Source organism: uncultured Thiothrix sp., assembly GCF_937876535.1.
Lineage (GTDB): Bacteria > Pseudomonadota > Gammaproteobacteria > Thiotrichales > Thiotrichaceae > Thiolinea.
In genome coordinates this window covers 171,478-188,193 of sequence record NZ_CALFHZ010000007.1, presented here as the reverse complement: position 1 = coordinate 188,193, position 16,716 = coordinate 171,478, and the positions used below count along the sequence as shown (strand labels likewise).

The 16,716-nt window shown below is 43.6% G+C and carries 16 protein-coding genes; 10 read left to right on the top strand and 6 right to left on the bottom strand.

Going from position 1 to position 16,716, the window contains the following annotated elements:
- Positions 1-121: 121 nt before the first annotated feature.
- Positions 122-1,069 (bottom strand): ornithine cyclodeaminase family protein, encoded by a 948-nt coding sequence (locus tag Q0230_RS04450; RefSeq protein WP_298608582.1) that lies wholly within the window; start codon positions 1,067-1,069, stop codon positions 122-124.
- Positions 1,070-1,257: 188 nt separating this feature from the next.
- Here Q0230_RS04450 and sufB point away from each other — a divergent pair, with 188 nt between their 5' ends.
- The 6 genes from sufB to Q0230_RS04420 are packed head-to-tail and all read left to right on the top strand — an operon-like array spanning position 1,258 to position 5,909.
- Entirely contained in the window at positions 1,258-2,706 is a 1,449-nt protein-coding gene (gene sufB / locus Q0230_RS04445; protein ID WP_298608581.1) for a Fe-S cluster assembly protein SufB, read from the top strand.
- A 13-nt stretch (positions 2,707-2,719) separates the two neighbouring features.
- Positions 2,720-3,472: a Fe-S cluster assembly ATPase SufC gene (gene sufC / locus Q0230_RS04440; RefSeq protein ID WP_298608579.1), complete on the top strand. Its 753-nt coding sequence runs from the start codon at positions 2,720-2,722 to the stop codon at positions 3,470-3,472.
- Positions 3,469-4,758: a Fe-S cluster assembly protein SufD gene (gene sufD / locus Q0230_RS04435; protein ID WP_298608578.1), complete on the top strand. Its 1,290-nt coding sequence runs from the start codon at positions 3,469-3,471 to the stop codon at positions 4,756-4,758. Before sufC ends, sufD begins: the two co-directional genes overlap by 4 nt.
- A 9-nt stretch (positions 4,759-4,767) precedes the next feature.
- On the top strand, positions 4,768-5,142 hold the full coding sequence (locus Q0230_RS04430; RefSeq protein ID WP_298608576.1) for a DUF59 domain-containing protein: 375 nt from the start codon (positions 4,768-4,770) through the stop codon (positions 5,140-5,142).
- A 6-nt stretch (positions 5,143-5,148) separates the two neighbouring features.
- Positions 5,149-5,475, top strand: a complete 327-nt coding sequence (locus tag Q0230_RS04425; RefSeq protein ID WP_298608637.1) for an iron-sulfur cluster assembly accessory protein — start codon at positions 5,149-5,151, stop codon at positions 5,473-5,475.
- Between the two features lie 11 nt (positions 5,476-5,486).
- Positions 5,487-5,909 (top strand): SufE family protein, encoded by a 423-nt coding sequence (locus tag Q0230_RS04420; RefSeq protein ID WP_298608575.1) that lies wholly within the window; start codon positions 5,487-5,489, stop codon positions 5,907-5,909.
- A 73-nt stretch (positions 5,910-5,982) separates the two neighbouring features.
- On the opposite strand, the gene Q0230_RS04415 is transcribed toward Q0230_RS04420, so the two are convergent.
- The 4 genes from Q0230_RS04415 to Q0230_RS04400 form a co-directional block, all read right to left on the bottom strand.
- Positions 5,983-7,476 carry an AAA family ATPase gene (locus tag Q0230_RS04415; RefSeq protein ID WP_298608573.1) on the bottom strand — a complete coding sequence of 498 codons (1,494 nt, stop codon included), beginning with the start codon at positions 7,474-7,476 and terminating at the stop codon, positions 5,983-5,985.
- 207 nt (positions 7,477-7,683) lie between these two features.
- The gene (locus Q0230_RS04410; RefSeq protein WP_298608572.1) at positions 7,684-8,628 is read right to left on the bottom strand and encodes a hypothetical protein; all 945 of its coding nucleotides are present in this window, start codon (positions 8,626-8,628) and stop codon (positions 7,684-7,686) included.
- A 13-nt stretch (positions 8,629-8,641) separates the two neighbouring features.
- A complete protein-coding gene (locus Q0230_RS04405; RefSeq protein ID WP_298608571.1) occupies positions 8,642-10,228 on the bottom strand; it encodes a hypothetical protein in 1,587 nt (528 codons plus the stop codon).
- Between the two features lie 256 nt (positions 10,229-10,484).
- On the bottom strand, positions 10,485-11,702 hold the full coding sequence (locus Q0230_RS04400) for a M24 family metallopeptidase (protein WP_298608569.1): 1,218 nt from the start codon (positions 11,700-11,702) through the stop codon (positions 10,485-10,487).
- 179 nt (positions 11,703-11,881) lie between these two features.
- Here Q0230_RS04400 and Q0230_RS04395 point away from each other — a divergent pair, with 179 nt between their 5' ends.
- Genes Q0230_RS04395 through Q0230_RS04380 form a run of 4 tightly spaced genes read left to right on the top strand, consistent with a single transcriptional unit; the run spans position 11,882 to position 16,075 of the window.
- Positions 11,882-12,688 (top strand): biotin--[acetyl-CoA-carboxylase] ligase, encoded by an 807-nt coding sequence (locus Q0230_RS04395; RefSeq protein ID WP_298608567.1) that lies wholly within the window; start codon positions 11,882-11,884, stop codon positions 12,686-12,688.
- Positions 12,685-13,458 (top strand): type III pantothenate kinase, encoded by a 774-nt coding sequence (locus Q0230_RS04390; RefSeq protein ID WP_298608566.1) that lies wholly within the window; start codon positions 12,685-12,687, stop codon positions 13,456-13,458. Before Q0230_RS04395 ends, Q0230_RS04390 begins: the two co-directional genes overlap by 4 nt.
- Positions 13,443-14,099 carry an SPOR domain-containing protein gene (locus Q0230_RS04385; protein WP_298608564.1) on the top strand — a complete coding sequence of 219 codons (657 nt, stop codon included), beginning with the start codon at positions 13,443-13,445 and terminating at the stop codon, positions 14,097-14,099. The genes Q0230_RS04390 and Q0230_RS04385 overlap by 16 nt, the downstream gene beginning before the upstream one ends.
- A gap of 23 nt (positions 14,100-14,122) precedes the next feature.
- Positions 14,123-16,075, top strand: a complete 1,953-nt coding sequence (locus Q0230_RS04380; protein ID WP_298608563.1) for an acetoacetate--CoA ligase — start codon at positions 14,123-14,125, stop codon at positions 16,073-16,075.
- A gap of 65 nt (positions 16,076-16,140) precedes the next feature.
- On the opposite strand, the gene Q0230_RS04375 is transcribed toward Q0230_RS04380, so the two are convergent.
- Positions 16,141-16,512: a hypothetical protein gene (locus tag Q0230_RS04375; RefSeq protein WP_298608561.1), complete on the bottom strand. Its 372-nt coding sequence runs from the start codon at positions 16,510-16,512 to the stop codon at positions 16,141-16,143.
- Positions 16,513-16,716: the final 204 nt, after the last annotated feature.

Below are 16,716 nucleotides of genomic sequence, written 5' to 3'. Positions count from 1 at the left end.
TAGCTTAATGAAAAAAACTAGATTTATTTAGATGAACTAGTTAAAAAGTATCCCTCGCATAGGATAAGATCCAATATAGTACCAAAATGCTCAACGATGCAAGAGGTAAAATAAATTTATTTTACTCCATCTTAGATTGCGCTTGATACGCCACAATCGCAGCGGCTAGGTCTTCTACAGCATGACCAACGCCTTTGAAGAGGGTTATTAGTTTAGGATCGTGTAGACTGTGCTCAAGTTTGCATAAATCATAAAAACTGCCACAAATATTCCTAGGGTGTAATGCTCCGGTTTGCATAGGAATCAATAAATCGCCCGACTCATGCAAGGCGGCTTCTGTATCGATATAAACTAGTGCTTTTTGCATTGTTTCGTCATCGACTTCACGCATTTGTGGGGTGAAAGAGCCAATTAGATCTACGTGCTGTCCACTCTGTAGCCAAGCTCCGAGTAATACTGCTTGCTGGGCTAAAGTCGCACAACTAATAATCTCTGCTTGTTCAACCGCAGCTTTTAAATCGCTGACTAGTTCAACTTCCCAACACTGCAATGCTTGTAGCTGATTCACTAAGCTTTGTGCACGCGTGGCACTACGATTCCAGATCAGAATACGTTTGAGAGGAAAAAGACTGGAAAAAGCTTCGGGTAGTTCACGGGCAACGCGTCCAGCACCAAGGATTAATAGTGTTTGAGAGGTGGGGTTAGCTAAATAACGTGCACCCAAAGCAGAGGCAGCAGCAGTACGCCGTGCGGTTAAGACTGAACCATTCAATAGAGCTAGATGCTCACCAGTATCTTCACGAAATAATAAGTAGCTCGCAATAACAGCAGGTAAACCACGTTTCGCATTATCAGGATGAATATTGGCTATTTTTACGCCACCAAAACCTTGCTGGCCTTGCCATGCAGGCATTAAGAGTAAAGTAGCCTCTTGGCCTTGGGGATTAGCCAGTGTGTGGTGATGACGTAAAGGTGCTTTCAGTCCTGCTGCGAATAGCTCGCTAATTTTGGCGATTAACGTCGGATAAGGGAGCGCAGCAGCAGTTTGATCGGCAGAAAAAATACGCATGAGTGACTCACTGAAAACTAGCATCCTGAAGATTGTAAGAGATTGCAGAAGAAAAAAATGCAGTTTATCGAATCATTATCAAGAAACATCCTGAAAGATTCCCGAGCAATCACAAGCCTATTGGCAAACTAGCTGAATTTCGCGTATATTCCCGACTAAATTGCTTGGTTATTGCAAAGGTGAGGGTGATGGATGCTGCAGAGCAACAACTAGCTGAGCTAGCTAAAGCAGGCTACGAAGCGGGTTTTGTTTCTAACATTGAATCAGAAACAGTACCACCGGGGCTGGATGAATCAGTCATTCGCTATATTTCTGCGCGTAAGAATGAGCCAGAGTTCATGTTGGAATGGCGGCTGGAAGCATACCAGAATTGGCTCGCAATGGAAGAGCCAGACTGGGCGCATTTAAAGTATACCAAGATCGACTATCAAGCGATTTCCTATTTTTCTGCGCCTAAATCGGCAGGCGATGCGCCCAAAAGCTTGGATGAAGTGGATCCTGAATTGCTGCGTGTGTATGAAAAGTTGGGGATTCCGCTAGAAGAGCAGAAGATGCTCGCAGGTGTTGCCGTTGATGCCGTGTTTGATAGCGTGTCGGTAGCGACGACTTTTCGTAAGCAATTGGCGGAAGCAGGAGTAATTTTCTGCTCGATTTCAGAAGCGATGCGCGAACATCCAGAACTGATCAAAAAGTATCTAGGTACAGTAGTTCCGCAAACGGATAACTATTTTGCTGCGCTGAATGCTGCGGTTTTCACCGATGGTACCTTTGTTTATATCCCAGAAAATACCCGCTGTCCGATGGAGCTTTCCACTTATTTTCGGATTAATGAGCGCAATACAGGGCAGTTTGAACGAACTTTAATTATTGCCGATAAAGGCAGTTATGTCAGTTACCTTGAGGGCTGTACCGCGCCGCAACGTGATGAAAATCAGTTACATGCAGCGGTAGTCGAATTAATCGCTTTGGAAGATGCTTATATCAAATATTCGACCGTACAAAACTGGTATCCGGGTGATGAGAATGGCAAAGGTGGGATTTATAACTTTGTCACTAAACGCGGTGTGTGTGCGGGTGATCGTTCGCGGATTTCTTGGACGCAAGTCGAAACAGGTTCATCCATCACTTGGAAATACCCTAGCTGTGTGCTGAAAGGTGATGATTCGATTGGTGAGTTTTATTCAGTCGCAGTGACCCGGGGTGCGCAGCAAGCGGATACCGGAACGAAGATGTTCCATATCGGAAAAAACACTACGAGCACGATTGTTTCCAAGGGGATTTCAGCGGATCGTGGGCAGAATGCTTATCGCGGTTTAGTGCGGATGAATAAGGGTGCGGAAAATGGGCGCAATCATACCCAATGCGACTCGCTTTTAATTGGCGATAAATGTGGGGCGCACACTTTTCCGTATATTGAAGTCGCTAATCCCACCGCTAAAGTCGAGCATGAGGCCACGACCTCCAAGATTGGTGAGGATCAATTGTTCTATTGCCGTCAACGCGGTTTATCCGAAGAAGATGCGGTGTCGATGATTGTGAATGGCTTCTGTAAAGAAGTCTTCAACGAGCTGCCGATGGAGTTCGCCGTGGAAGCGCGTAAATTGCTCGCGATTAGTTTAGAAGGCGCGGTAGGTTAATAAAGGAAGAAATATGCTCTCAATTAAAGATTTACACGCCAGCATCAACGGCAAAGAAATTCTCAAAGGTTTAAGCCTCGAGATGGGCGCGGGTGAAGTGCATGCGATTATGGGGCCGAATGGCTCAGGTAAAAGCACATTATCCAAAGTCCTAGCGGGGCGCGAAGAATACGAAGTCACCAGCGGTACAGTCACTTATAAAGGTGAAAATCTATTAGATATGTCACCCGAAGAGCGTGCGCATCAAGGTATTTTCATGGCTTTCCAATATCCGGTGGAATTGCCGGGCGTGAATAACACTTATTTCATGCAAGCTTCTTTAAATGCGATTCGTAAAGCACGCGGTGAGCCAGAATTAAATTCCCTAAATTTTATGAAACTGGTGCGGACTAAATTAAAGGCGCTGGAAATGAATGAGGCTTTATTAAAGCGTTCAGTGAATACGGGTTTCTCTGGTGGGGAAATGAAGCGCAATGAAATTTTGCAGATGACGCTGCTAGAGCCTTCTTTAGCGATCTTAGATGAAACGGATTCCGGCTTAGATATTGATGCCTTAAAAATGGTATCGATGGGCGTGAATAGTTTGCGTAGCCCTGAGCGCTCCATGTTAGTCATTACCCACTATCAACGTTTACTCGATTATATCCAACCAGATTATGTGCATGTGTTAAGTGGTGGACGGATCATTCGTTCTGGTGATAAATCCTTAGCTTTAGAGCTGGAAGAAAAGGGTTATGGCTGGTTGCAACAGGAGGCCGCAGCATGAGTGCTGCTTTGCTGGATCACTATCAAACTTTAGCGGCCACTGCACCCAAGGCGCATGTTTATCAAGCAGTGGGTCAGCAGCGTTTGAGCTTGGTGGAGCTGCCGAATCGCAAGCAAGAGGCTTGGCGCTATACACCCCTTGCGCCCGTGCTGGATTATCAGTTTGCCGCTGCTAGCCGTGAAGACGGTTTATTAGTGCCTGAAGATGTGGCTGCTTTACGCGTCACGCCCACTGATCATGTGTGCATTGTCTTGCTCAATGGCTTTTTTATGCCAGAGCTATCCACTTTACCTGTCCAAGCTGGCTTAGAAGTTTTGGATTTAGCACAAGCAATTCAAACGTCGGCAGCAGGTATTGAGCGCTTAGGCAGTTTAAGCGGTGAGTGTTTACACCTGTTTGGGGCAGTGAATGCTGCTTTAACAGGCGCGGGTGTTTATCTGCGAGTCACTGAAAAGCTTACCCAGCCGGTTGAACTGCTTCATATCAATTACAGCTTTGATAGCGAAGTTTTGAGCAATCCGCGGGTGTTGGTACAAGTGGAAGCCAATGCCAACCTAACTCTGCTTGAACAGCATGCGCAGTTTGCTGATGTATTAGGAATGCATAATGGCGTGACTGAAATATTCCTAAGTGAAGGCGCTGAATTGATTCATCCCCGCTTACAGAATGATAGTTTGCGCACCCGCCATTTAAGCAGCTTGCATGTGCAGCAAGCAGCATCGAGTGTGTATAAGGGCACAACTTTAGCTTTAGGCAGCGCTTGGTCACGGACTGAATTCCATCTTGATTTTAGCGGTGGTCATGCCCATTGTGAGTTAAATGGTTTCTATTTAGCGGGTGATCAACAGATGCAATCCATGCATTTGGATGTTTTGCATTCTGTCCCCGATTGCAGCAGTCGTGAGGCTTTTAAAGGTATTCTTTACGGGCAAGGTAAAGCGGTGTTTGATGGCAATATCCTCGTGAAAAAGGATGCCCAAAAAACGGATGCGCGTTTGAGTAATGATAATTTGCTGCTGTCGCGTGACTCGGAGATTGATACCAAACCGCGCTTAGAAATTTATGCGGATGATGTGCAATGTAGTCATGGTACGACGGTCGGGCAGATTGACCCTGAAATGCTGTTTTATCTGCGGGCGCGTGGGATTCCTAAAGCAGCAGCGACGAGCATGATTTGCCAAGGCTTTGCGGCGGAATTGATTGCGCATTGTGATTATCCTGCTTTAGAAACCAAGGCTTTAAGTATTTTACAAGAGCGCTTAGCACCTGTTGCTGCGAATCTTTAGGAGGGATGCATGTTTAAATTATCGCGCTTAACTAAAGCCGAAAAAGCTGAGCAGTTTGATGATGAAAATGTTGCCCGTCGTGCTTGGCTGAAAGACGAAATTATTGCTGCCATTCGCCAAGTTTACGATCCTGAAATTCCAGTGAATGTGTATGACCTTGGCCTGATTTATCGAATCGATCTAGATGAAAATAATAATGTCGATATTGATATGACCCTGACTAGTCCGGCTTGCCCCGTAGCGGGTAGTTTGCCAGGTTTGGTGGAAACCGCAGCACGTTCTAAAATCGAAGTAAATGATGTGAATGTGAATTTGGTCTGGGATCCACCTTGGGGCAGAGAGCGCATGAGCGAAGAGGCTTTATTAGCCTTGGATATGTATTAGGAGTGAATAATGATTAGTGTTACTGAAAAAGCGGCGCAGCATATTCGCCAGCAATTAGACAAACGTGGTCATGCGGTTGGTATGCGTTTAGGCGTGCGCAAAAGTGGCTGTACCGGCTTTATGTATGTCGTTGATTATGTGGATCAGCTCGGTGCAAATGATCAAGTTTATGACCAGCACGGTGTTAAAGTCGTGGTTGATCAGGAAAGCTTGCCTTATGTAGATGGCACCGAAATTGATTATGTACGCAATAATGCTTTGAATCAGGGTTTAGAATTTAACAACCCGAATGTAAAAGATGCTTGCGGCTGCGGCGAATCCTTTAACGTATAAAAGCAGACAGCATGACTGAAATTGATGAAATCGCCAGTGACTTTGAATTTCTGGATGATTGGGAACAGCGCTATCAATATTTAACTGAATTAGGCGAAGCGCTGCCGCCTATGCCTGAATCCGAAAAGATTGATGCCAATCGGGTGAAAGCTTGCATGAGTAAGGTTTGGGTCAAGCCGCATTGGGATACCCAAGACTCTAGTAAAATAAATTTCAATGGCGATTGCGACACGGCGATTATCAAAGGCGTAGTCGCGCTATTGGTGCAGTTATTTTCTGGCAAAACACCTGAAGCTATCTTAGCGATGGATGTTGATGATTTATTCGAGCGCCTGCAATTGGCGGAGAATTTAAGCCCGAATCGGCATGTGGGCGTGTATGCGATTGTGGATGTGATGAAGGGGCAGGTGGAGAGTTTAAAGCTTTCAGTTTAGCCAATCTTGAGTAATTATCTAGTTGCATCGCTACTATGAAAACCTGCTAGTAACGATGCAACTAGATAGGCTTTTAGATTTTGGATGCACGCTTAATCTTCATTTCGGCAAAGCGTTTTTGGTACTCTTCAACTTTGTTTTTCATTACTTCTTTTAGAGGATGTGTGGCATCAACGACTTTTAGTAAGCGTTCGGTAGTTAAACTAGTTTTATTGTCAATAAAAGCTTGCTCAATTGCTTCAGTCACAATTGATTCAATATCTGCTCCTGAGTAGCCATCGGTTTTATTAGCTAGTTTTTCAAGATTGATACTATTTTCTAATTTACGACGCTTTGTTAAATGGACTTTGAAAATATCCAAGCGTTCTGCTTTGTTGGGAAAGTCAACATAGAAAATTTCGTCGAAACGCCCCTTACGCAATAGCTCAGGTGGTAAAGCGGAAATATCATTGGCGGTAGCGATGACAAATACCTGCGACGTTTTTTCTTGCATCCAGGTCAAGAAGTAGCCAAATAAACGCGTTGCTACTTCTGAGCCTGATCCGCCGCTACCAATGCCTACAAAAGCCTTTTCTACTTCGTCCACCCACAACACACAGGGGCTTACTGCCTCCGCCATTTTGATGGCACGGCGCATATTCCCTTCACTTTCACCAACATATTTGCCCATTAAAGAGCCCATATCTAATTTGAGTAGAGGTAAATTAAACAGAGCAGCAGTCGCTTTGGCTGTTAAGGATTTACCACAACCTGGCATGCCTACAATCATTACTCCTTTAGGCATTTCTACACCAAAACTACGTGCATCTGACCAGTTGCTCATGACATTAGCTTTCTGTTGCAGCCAAGGTTTAAGCTGATCTAGACCACCGATATCCTCAAGCTTCTCTTTCACCGTTAGCATTTCAAGAATGCCAGTTTTTTTAATGATTTGTGCTTTTTCAGTTTGGACTAAATCCAGATCTTCAAGGCCGATATTCCCATCACGTTGATAACCACGATTAATTAACTGGCCGATTTCGTAACGCGTCAAGCCCTGAAAAGCTAGGGCTAATTTAGTTATTGTTGAACCTTCAACATCCGGCGTGTAAACAGCTGCATATTGCTTAATAATATCACGAATACTATCTTCATCTGGCAAGGGTACATCAAACAAAGTAATAAATTTTTCTATTTCAAGAGGAATGAGTATTTGAGAAGATATAAGAAAAACTGTAACTACCCCTTCAGTATTAATTAGTATTTTTTCGAGTAGTGATTTTAAGCGTGCAATAGCAAGCGGCTGATCTTTTAAACCTAAATGAATATCATGTAATATAATAAAATGCTCATTCAGCTCTTGATCCAGTAGATTCTCCAGAGCAGTAGCTAGATCACACCATTCCATAAGTGGACGCTTGGTTTTGAAATCGACTAAACCACGAGCCATATTCCATTCAATACTCTTGCGACCTTCGGATAAGTTAGTGATTAGCTTGTCAGCTTCATGCCTTTCGTGAGTAACTAAATACAGTGCTGGATAATGTGACTCTATATGCGAGCGTAATTCTTTTTCTAATTTTTTCATATTAATATCGGTTTTATATTATTTGTATTTAGTTGGCATGATGCTGTAGTAAGTTTTATTTTTAACTATAAGGCTAGATTTTTTTTACAGCAATTGGTCAGCTAAACGTTTTTATAAGTTTAATAGTCGTCATCGTCATCGTCATCGTCATCGTCATCGTCATCGTTAGGTCGATTTAATGAATTAAATATACGCTGCAGCAGACGCTCAAGCAGAATCTGTAGCTTTTTTAAGCTCTGAATGAATGGTGCTTTGGGTATTAGTATTTGAGGAGGTAATTGGTGGTTTTTCTAAAAATAGAAGTTCTAGCTCATCTTCATCGAATTTATTAATATTTAAAAAATCAGCTTTCTCCAGATCTGTAAAAAAGGATTGGGTGTGAGAAAAATTTGATTCTGGGATTTTGCCAAGTAATTTTTCTAATAGCAATGCGCGTTGATTTAACTTTATTTGAATAATTTCAATATTAATATTGCTAGCAACTATACGTAACATTGCTATGCGCTGCTCTTGAAAAGAGCGAAATAAGTAAGCATGTTTTTTATAGTCTTTTAGTTTTTTTGAACACTGATACCATCCAAAAGCGTCATGAAGGTGGGTTTTTGTGGAGGTGGTTATATGAGATTCATATCGACCTGCAATATAAACGCTGAAGGAATATCCAATAGATTCCCCCTTTTTGTAATCTTTCTTATGCTGTTCATCTATCTCATAAGAATATCTGTTTGAACTAATAACATTTAATCTAATAAGATGGTAAAAGCTTTTATCTATTTCGTAAACTAGTTGGTCATACTCTGGCGCCAGCTCTAAATGGATTTTTTTCTTATAGCTGTTTTTAATTTCTTTAAAGTTTGCTTCAGCTTTTGCAGGTGATTCGCCTATTGTTAGAGCGATTAACAGATCATCAGCCGCCACTTTGAAAATTTCGCATAATTTTTTCATTAGTGAAAAACGATCAGAACTATTTTGAATAGCTCGAATGGCTACTAATTCCTCTTCTAATCTGCGTGCTTCTAACCAGCGAGTTAGTAGGCCACTATAGTAAAGATCAAGGACTTCTGCTGTAAAATGCTCACGTAATTCTTCAAGATTTTTGATTTTAGTTCCGTCAAGCGGTAGATCGAATTTTATTGTTTTTATAATGCTCAACTTGTTTCACCCTTTAACCAAAAAGTTTACTAACAAAACTACCAACCTTACTTGCCACTGCCTTCGCTCCAGTTGTTATTGCCCTTCCAACACTTTGCACAGCTTTGACGGCTGTGGTCACAATTTTTTTACCACCTTCGTAAACAGCTTGGCCGATTTTGCTACCTGCCATACCACCCACTACACCACCAACAAGCCCCCCGACTGTACTACCAACCGGTCCCAAAACAGTGCCCAAAGTAGCACCCAAGGCGACTCCTTTGACTGCTCCCATTAACCCCCCTACTAGACTGGTATTGGTCGTGCCCATTGCATCTAAGGCTTCTACGCCGCTTAACTCACCCTTGGCGTATTTGTAAAGAATCTTAGCATTTTCCATGCTGAGATAAGCTATATCAGCGAGACGACCTGCTGGGGTACTTTTTAAGACTGTACCCATCCAGCCACTTTTCGCCGCCACTAAAACAGCCCCTGATACAGCAACTTGTGTTCCAACATGACTAGCACTTTTGATAGAGCTTTCAAAGAACTCTTTCAAATCCTCACTCACAGGTTGGTTTTGTTTGCCTGTAATGAAGTTCCAAGCACGGCGCCCTAAAATTCGGAGCCCTTGCGAACCAGCTGTTAAACCTGCAGCAATTACAGCACCTTTGCCGATTTCTTTAGCTATTTGAACACGATTGACGTCATTCCATTCATACTGTCTAATTTCCTGCTCAATTTGTGCTTGTTCTTGTAAGGCTTTTGCTTGCTCTTTAGTGAGTGGTTTCGAGCTAATACCATCTATTTCGATGCTATCAGTGGCATTGTTGAGCTGATCAATCTGGTCTGCAGGTCCGAGTTTACGTTGTCCACGATAGTCACCTTTCTCAAACAATTGGCTAGTGCTATCCGCATTTTGACCGTATTTAGCCTGATAGCGTTTAAGCAGCTTACCGTCTTGATCATAAATACCGATGTCCATGGAGTTTTTTCCATAAGCATCACCATTAGGAGACAAAACTTTTGCGAGGTAACCGCTACCTTGTGCAGCTGCCTCTAAATTAAATGTATCAACATGGTGTTGTTCAGCAAGAAAACCATCAAGGTTTCTTCCCATATTGATGTTACCGCTTTGAGTGGTAACGGTTTTTGCCATAGCCTCATTAGCTTGATTTAAGGCTTTATCAATCTCTGACGCATACTGACCAACATTAGCAACACCACTAGCTGCGGCACCTTCCTCTAATTTTGTTGCTAACCAAGTTTCGCGACTTTTACCTGCCTCAAGATGGTTATATAAGGAAACCTTAGCTGCGTTATTGTTCTCAACTGTGGAGATAAGCTCACGAGCTGTTTGACTCAATTCATCTTGATCTTTCCAAATACTAGGGAAGCTTTGAAAGGCTTTGACTAACCAAGTTTCCAAAGTCATATCATTTTTATGTTTTTCATATGACCTAACAAACTTAGTAATTAAAATCCCAGTCTTTTCAGTATTTTGCTCATCACCAAATACTGCCTCAGTCAGTCTTGTAGCTTGTTGTTCCTGAAAGTCTTGTTGGTCTAAAAGATCTAAGATGTTAGTTGATGCTTTAATTGGCGAGAGGAACTCAGACATGCACGATACCTATATTTTTGTTTTTTATTAATTTAGGGTATATCAATTTTTATCTAAGCAACTACTTTACATTAGCGCCTTTAAGTTATGCTGAATATTAAGAAATACATGATCTAACAAAAAATATGATTTTTACTCAATTTTCATTGAATAATTTTTATATAATTTAAAAAATTCGGGTAGGTCGACTGAGGTTTTTTGTTTATAGAAGATACTGCTAGTGAAGTGTTAAACTAACACTTCACTAGCTTGGGTGTTAGTTAGATCGAATAATATTCCTCTCCGGCCCATACGGGAACCCCGTAATATTCTCCGCACCATCTTCCGTTAACACCAAAATATCATGCTCCCGATAGCCCCCCGCACCTGGTAGTCCTTCAGGGAGCATAATCATCGGTTCCATTGAAATGACCATATTTGGTTCTAACACGGTTTCAATATCTTCGCGTAATTCTAAACCCGCTTCACGCCCATAATAATGGCTGAGCACACCGAAACTATGTCCATAACCGAAAGTGCGGTATTGCAATAGGCCATAATCTGCAAAAATCTTATTTAATTCCAAAGCAATATCACAGCAGCGCACGCCCGGTTTAATCAGTTTGATGCCTTCTTCATGCACATGCACATTTGCTTCCCAAAGTTTCAACGAAGCTTCGTCGCAATCGCCGTAGAATAAAGTGCGTTCTAAAGCGGTGTAATAGCCTGCAATCATCGAGAAGCAGTTGAGGGAGAGAATATCGCCGTGTTGGACTTTGCGGCTCGTGATCGGATTATGCGCGCCATCGGTATTGATGCCGGATTGGAACCAAGTCCAAGTATCCATCAATTCGCCGTGGGGATAGCGCTTGGCAATTTCGCGCACCATCGCTTGCGTCGAAGCGAGCGCGACTTCATGTTCACTTACGCCTTCATGTACTGCTGCCACTAAAGCAGCACCACCAATATCGCAGACTTGTGCGCCTTGTTTGATATGCGCGATTTCTTCGGCGGATTTGATCATGCGTAAGCGCATTGCCGCTGCTGCAATATCTACAATTTGCGAAGAGGGCAGAGCAGCCTGTAATTTATTCAAGCGTTCCAGCGTGATGTGATCATGCTCAACTCCAACGCGCTGACCATCTTTAATTTCTTGTTGTATCGCACGGAAATAGTTGTCGCGCTGCCAATCGGTATAAACTAAATTGTAATCGCCCGCCGTGCGTCGCCACGGTTGGCCACCATCAATATTCGCAGAAATGCTCACCACTTTATCTTGCGTTACCACCAAGCCATAAGGTCGGCCAAACGAGCAGTACAAAAAGTCTGAGTAATAATTAATATTGTGAATCGAGGTAAACAATACAGCGTCGACTTGAAGTTCAGCCATCAAAGCACGGAGTTTGGCTTGGCGGTTCTGGAATTCGGCTGTTGAGAAAGTATTTTGAACACGTTCGCCATTTTCGATGCGGATGACTTGGGGAAGATTCGCCATAGTGTACTGTCCTCTTAACTGTGTTGGGTGAATAGATAATGCGCCATTTTGGTGCATTTGCCAATCAACAGGCGCATAGCTCTAAGCTTAAGTGTAGGCAAGGAAAATGCCAGTGGTGAGCGAGGTTTGCGCGATTAGCTATACCTATACGCCTATTTAAGTTAAGGTCAGGTTTTTACTTGCTCAAGCCTGTTATGCCTGCCGTGCCCCCCTTAAATCAAGCTCAAATCCTGACTGAGCTTACCCCTGAGCTGCAAGCTGTGTTGCAGCAGATTTACATTTTTCCAAGCCTTGATTCGACCAATACCTGGCTATTAGAACAGCCAAATACTTGCTTCAGTGTCTGTCTGGCGGAAGAACAAACTGCCGGGCGCGGGCGGCGTGGCCGCACTTGGCAATCGCCCAATAGCGGGAATATTTATTTTTCTTTGCGCTGGTGTTTTCAAGCAGTACCCGCGAATTATGGCTGTTTAGGTTTAGTCGTTGGTGTTGCGGTCGCTGAGGCTTTAGCGGCTTATGGTTTGCAGGGGCAAATGCTCAAATGGCCGAATGATATTTATTATCAGGGTCAGAAGCTGGGTGGGATTTTGTTACAAACGGCGCAACCTTTGCAGCAAGTCGTGATTGGAATTGGTTTAAATACCGGCATGCAGCGTGCAAGTATTACTAGTATTGATCAGGCATGGTGCGATTTGTCGGAAATCCTGCAAGAGAGCATTGACCGCAACCGCCTGATCGCAGCTATACTCAAGGCATTAATCCCAGCCTTACAAGCCTTTCCACACTTCAATATGTTTGAGTTTCAGCAACAATGGCAGCGCTGGGATTGGCTGGCGGATCAAGCGGTGCGGATTGATACCGGTAAAGAAGTTCTGCAAGGGAGAGCTTGCGGATTAGATGAGCAAGGGCAATTGCAGGTGGCACTCGCGGATGGAAGCCGCAGAGCTTTTTCTTCAGCAGATGTTTCGGTGAGACAGCTTTCGTGACAACCCTTCTGATCGATGCAGGTAATTCCCGCCTGAAATGGGCAAGTTTCTCTCAAGGTCAACGTAGCCCTCAACAAGCTTTAGCCTATGGCGAGCACACCCCACAAGCAGGTGCTTTGCAGCAGTTACGAACCCTCATGACTCAACAAGATGCTGAAAAAATCGTATTGGTGCATGTACTGGGTGGGGCTTTTACCGAGGGACTAGAGGCTTTATGTGCACAATTATCAGTGTCTTTGACTGTGGTGCAATCCCGTGCAGGTGCTTATGGGATTAAAGTGGTTTATCCCAATCCAGCACATTTTGGAGCAGATCGATTTGTCGGTTTACTAGCAGCACGTAAGCTTTTGGGGGAGCAGGCAGCGATTATTATTGATGCGGGTACTGCCGTGACTATTGATGCAATTCAAGCAGACGGTAAGCATTTAGGTGGGGTCATTTTGCCTGGTTTACAATTGCTCAGTGATGCGTTAATTCGGCGCACTCAGGCTGCACATATGTCAGCTACCCCTTTTGATCATCCTCAAGTCTTTAATGACAATACTTTGCAAGGCATGGGTAGCGGCTGCTTATTCAGCTTAGTCGGAGCATTGGAGGGAATTTGTACACGTATGCAGGAGCAAATGCTGGAGCCTGCACAGGTGCTGCTGTGTGGGGGTGATACTGAGCTGTTAAGTCCACAATTACGCTTAGTGCATCAAGCTTGTCCAGACGCTTTAATGGAGGGCTTACAGTATGTGGCGGAGCAAGATGCATGCAAGCCTTGCTAGTGATTTTAGTGCTACTGAATCTAGGCTTTTTGGCACTGAATCTCTGGGGGCCAGAAGATGTGCCTGAGCCAACTCCATTGACTGAAGCGAAGGTACCTAGTCTAAAACTAGTCAAAGATATAGCGCCCGCTGTGTATAGCAGTGCTAATGGTAGTTCACCCAGTAGCTGTTATACGATTGGACCTTATCTAAGCCAAGGTGTAGCAGATCAGGTGGTAGATAAAGTACGCAGTTATGGCTTGTCAGTCGCTTTGCGCTCTTTGCAAACCATGGAAGTCTTGAATTATTTAGTCTATATCCCTCCTTTGCCCACCCGCGCTGAAGCAGAAGCCGTGGTGCAGGATATGCAGCGGTTTGATGTAAAAGATCAACTAGTGATTGATTCAGGACCTTATGAAAATGCGATTTCTTTAGGCTTTTTTGAAGACTTGAATAAAGCTAAGCGGCACGCTGAATACATTCGTTATTTAGGCTACGATGCACGTTATACCGAGCAGAAAATACCGCGTAAAGTACAATGGCTGGATTATGATGAGCCGTTCGGGAGCAATACTCCAGTGAAATTGTGGAGCGAGGCGATTGACCCGAACTTACGCCTACAAGTGCTTCCCCGCGCTTGCCAGACGAGTCCAGCAAGCTAAATAAAAAATTTGGAGGAGACAAGATGGAGCCAATTACACCCTTATGGTCACCCAGCCCTGAGCGCATGGATGCTGCCTTAATTGATGATTTCATCCAATTCGCTCAAGATCGCAGCGGACATAATCTAAAAACCTATCAAGAACTCTATCAATGGTCGATTGATAACAGCGAAATGTTTTGGTCAGCGGTTTGGGATTTTTCCAATATTATTGGCGAGAAAGGCTTACGCATTTTAGTCGATGGCCATGATATTGAGCGTGCACAGTGGTTCCCTGATGCTCAGTTAAACTTTGCTGAAAATCTGCTGCGTGAACCTGCAACGGGCAAAGATACCATCGTCATTGAATTTAAAGCCGAAGACCAAATACGCTCCAGCCTGAGTTATGAGCAACTGTATAATCAGGTTTCACGGGTTGCCAATTGGTTAAAAGAACAAGGCGTAGTTAAAGGGGATCGGGTTGCAGGCTATTTGCCGAATATGCCTGAAACTATAATTGCTATGCTCGCTGCGACTAGTTTAGGGGCAATTTGGACTTCGACCTCTCCCGATTTTGGTGAAGATAGCGTGATTGAGCGCTTTGGCCAAACTACGCCCAAAGTTTTGTTTGCGACCGATGGCTATTTCTACAATGGGAAGCGGATTGATATTCGCGCCAAGGTCGAAGCGGTTAAGCAAGCCTTGCCAAGCTTAATACAGACTGTAGTAATTCCTTTATTAGGTACTACGACTGATTTACCCGGTTTGGCTTGGGCCAATGTGCTAGAAACACAGCCGTCTGAAGAAATCAATTTCGTCCGTTGTGGCTTCAATGATCCGCTGTATGTTTTGTATTCCTCTGGTACGACGGGCAAGCCAAAATGCATTACGCATAAAATTGGCGGTGTATTGCTTCAGCATCTGAAAGAGCATCAATTACAAAGCGATGTGCGCCCCGGCGATAAAGTATTTTATTTCACCACTTGCGGTTGGATGATGTGGAATTGGCTCGCGAGTGGCTTAGCCTCGCAAGCTACGCTCGTGCTGTATGATGGTTCACCGTTCTATCCGAATGGCAATGTGCTGTGGGATTATGCGCAAGAGGTGGGTGTAACTCTATTTGGAACTTCAGCCAAATATTTAGAGGCGCTGAGCAAAGCAGGTTTAGAACCGCTTAAAACCCATGATTTATCGACAGTACGCACTTTATGTTCGACAGGCTCAGTGCTAGCACCTGAAAGTTTTGATTATGTGTATCGCTCGATTAAACAAGATGTCTGCTTATCTTCCATTTCAGGTGGAACAGATATTGTTTCTTGCTTTGTGTTAGGTTGCCCGATTCTGCCGGTGTATCGTGGGGAAACACAGTGCCGTGGTTTAGGGATGGCGGTTGATGTTTTTAATGATGAAGGCAAGCCAGTAGTAGGTGAGAAGGGCGAATTAGTTTGTACCAAGACTTTCCCCAGTCAGCCAGCCTTCTTTTGGGGCGATGAAGATGGGCAAAAATACCATGATGCTTATTTCGCACGTTTCCCCAATGTTTGGCATCACGGCGATTATGTGGAGCTTACCGAACAGGGTGGGGTGATTATTTTCGGGCGCTCGGATGCGACTTTGAATCCTGGAGGCGTGCGCATTGGTACGGCAGAGATTTATCGTCATGTCGAACAGCTAGAAGAAGTGCTTGAAAGCATCGCTATTGGCCAAGATTGGGATAATGATGTGCGCGTGGTTTTATTCGTCGTGCTGCGTGAAGGTTATAGCTTAGACGAAGCCTTAAAAAAGAAAATTCGTGACACCATTCGTACTAAATGCACCCCCCGCCATGTTCCCGCCAAAATCATTCAAGTGGCCGCTATCCCACGGACTAAATCCGGTAAGATCGTGGAATTAGCAGTGCGTGAAGTGGTACATAATCGCCCAGTGAAAAATACCCATGCATTGGCGAATCCAGAGGCTTTGGAATTGTATCGGAGTTTGGCGGAGTTACAGGTTTAGTTTGATTTTTTTTGTAAAGCTAGTTAAGTTAATTACTAACTAGCTTTATATTTAAAGTCTAGCTTTCAGATATAATTATAGATAAGAATTGCCAGCAGTATTAAAACGAAGAAAATCAATGCACCTATACCAGGAGGTGTACGCTGGTCTCTGATGCGTTTTTCTTCCTCATTAATAAATTTAACTTTGAACAAATAAAGCTCAAACATCCTAAAAATAATCGGGATTATCAGTAAAATCAGTAACCCTAAACCTTTATATAAAGCGAATAGAATAAAGGCAGCAGGAATGAGAGCCATTCCAGAATTGATATAGGCATCAACCAGATGAGCTTCTATATAGCTATATCCCTTACACTCTTTACATTGATAAGGCCATGTTTTCGTAGATAAAAAAAGTCGGAGCCTTGGTATTTTTTTACATGAACACTGCTGCATATTATAATTGTCATTGTCCCTTTGGAATGGAGTTAAGTATTTGATTTACAAGTAAAATTACTCCCCTATAGGCATTTGCTAACACCGTATTTTTGCTCCCCCCAAGACCTGCATTATATAACGAATCCCTGAGTCACTCAGCGCCATCGTCAAGATCTTCTCGCGAATACCTAATTTAGTTAACTTTATTGCGATAGTTAAGCT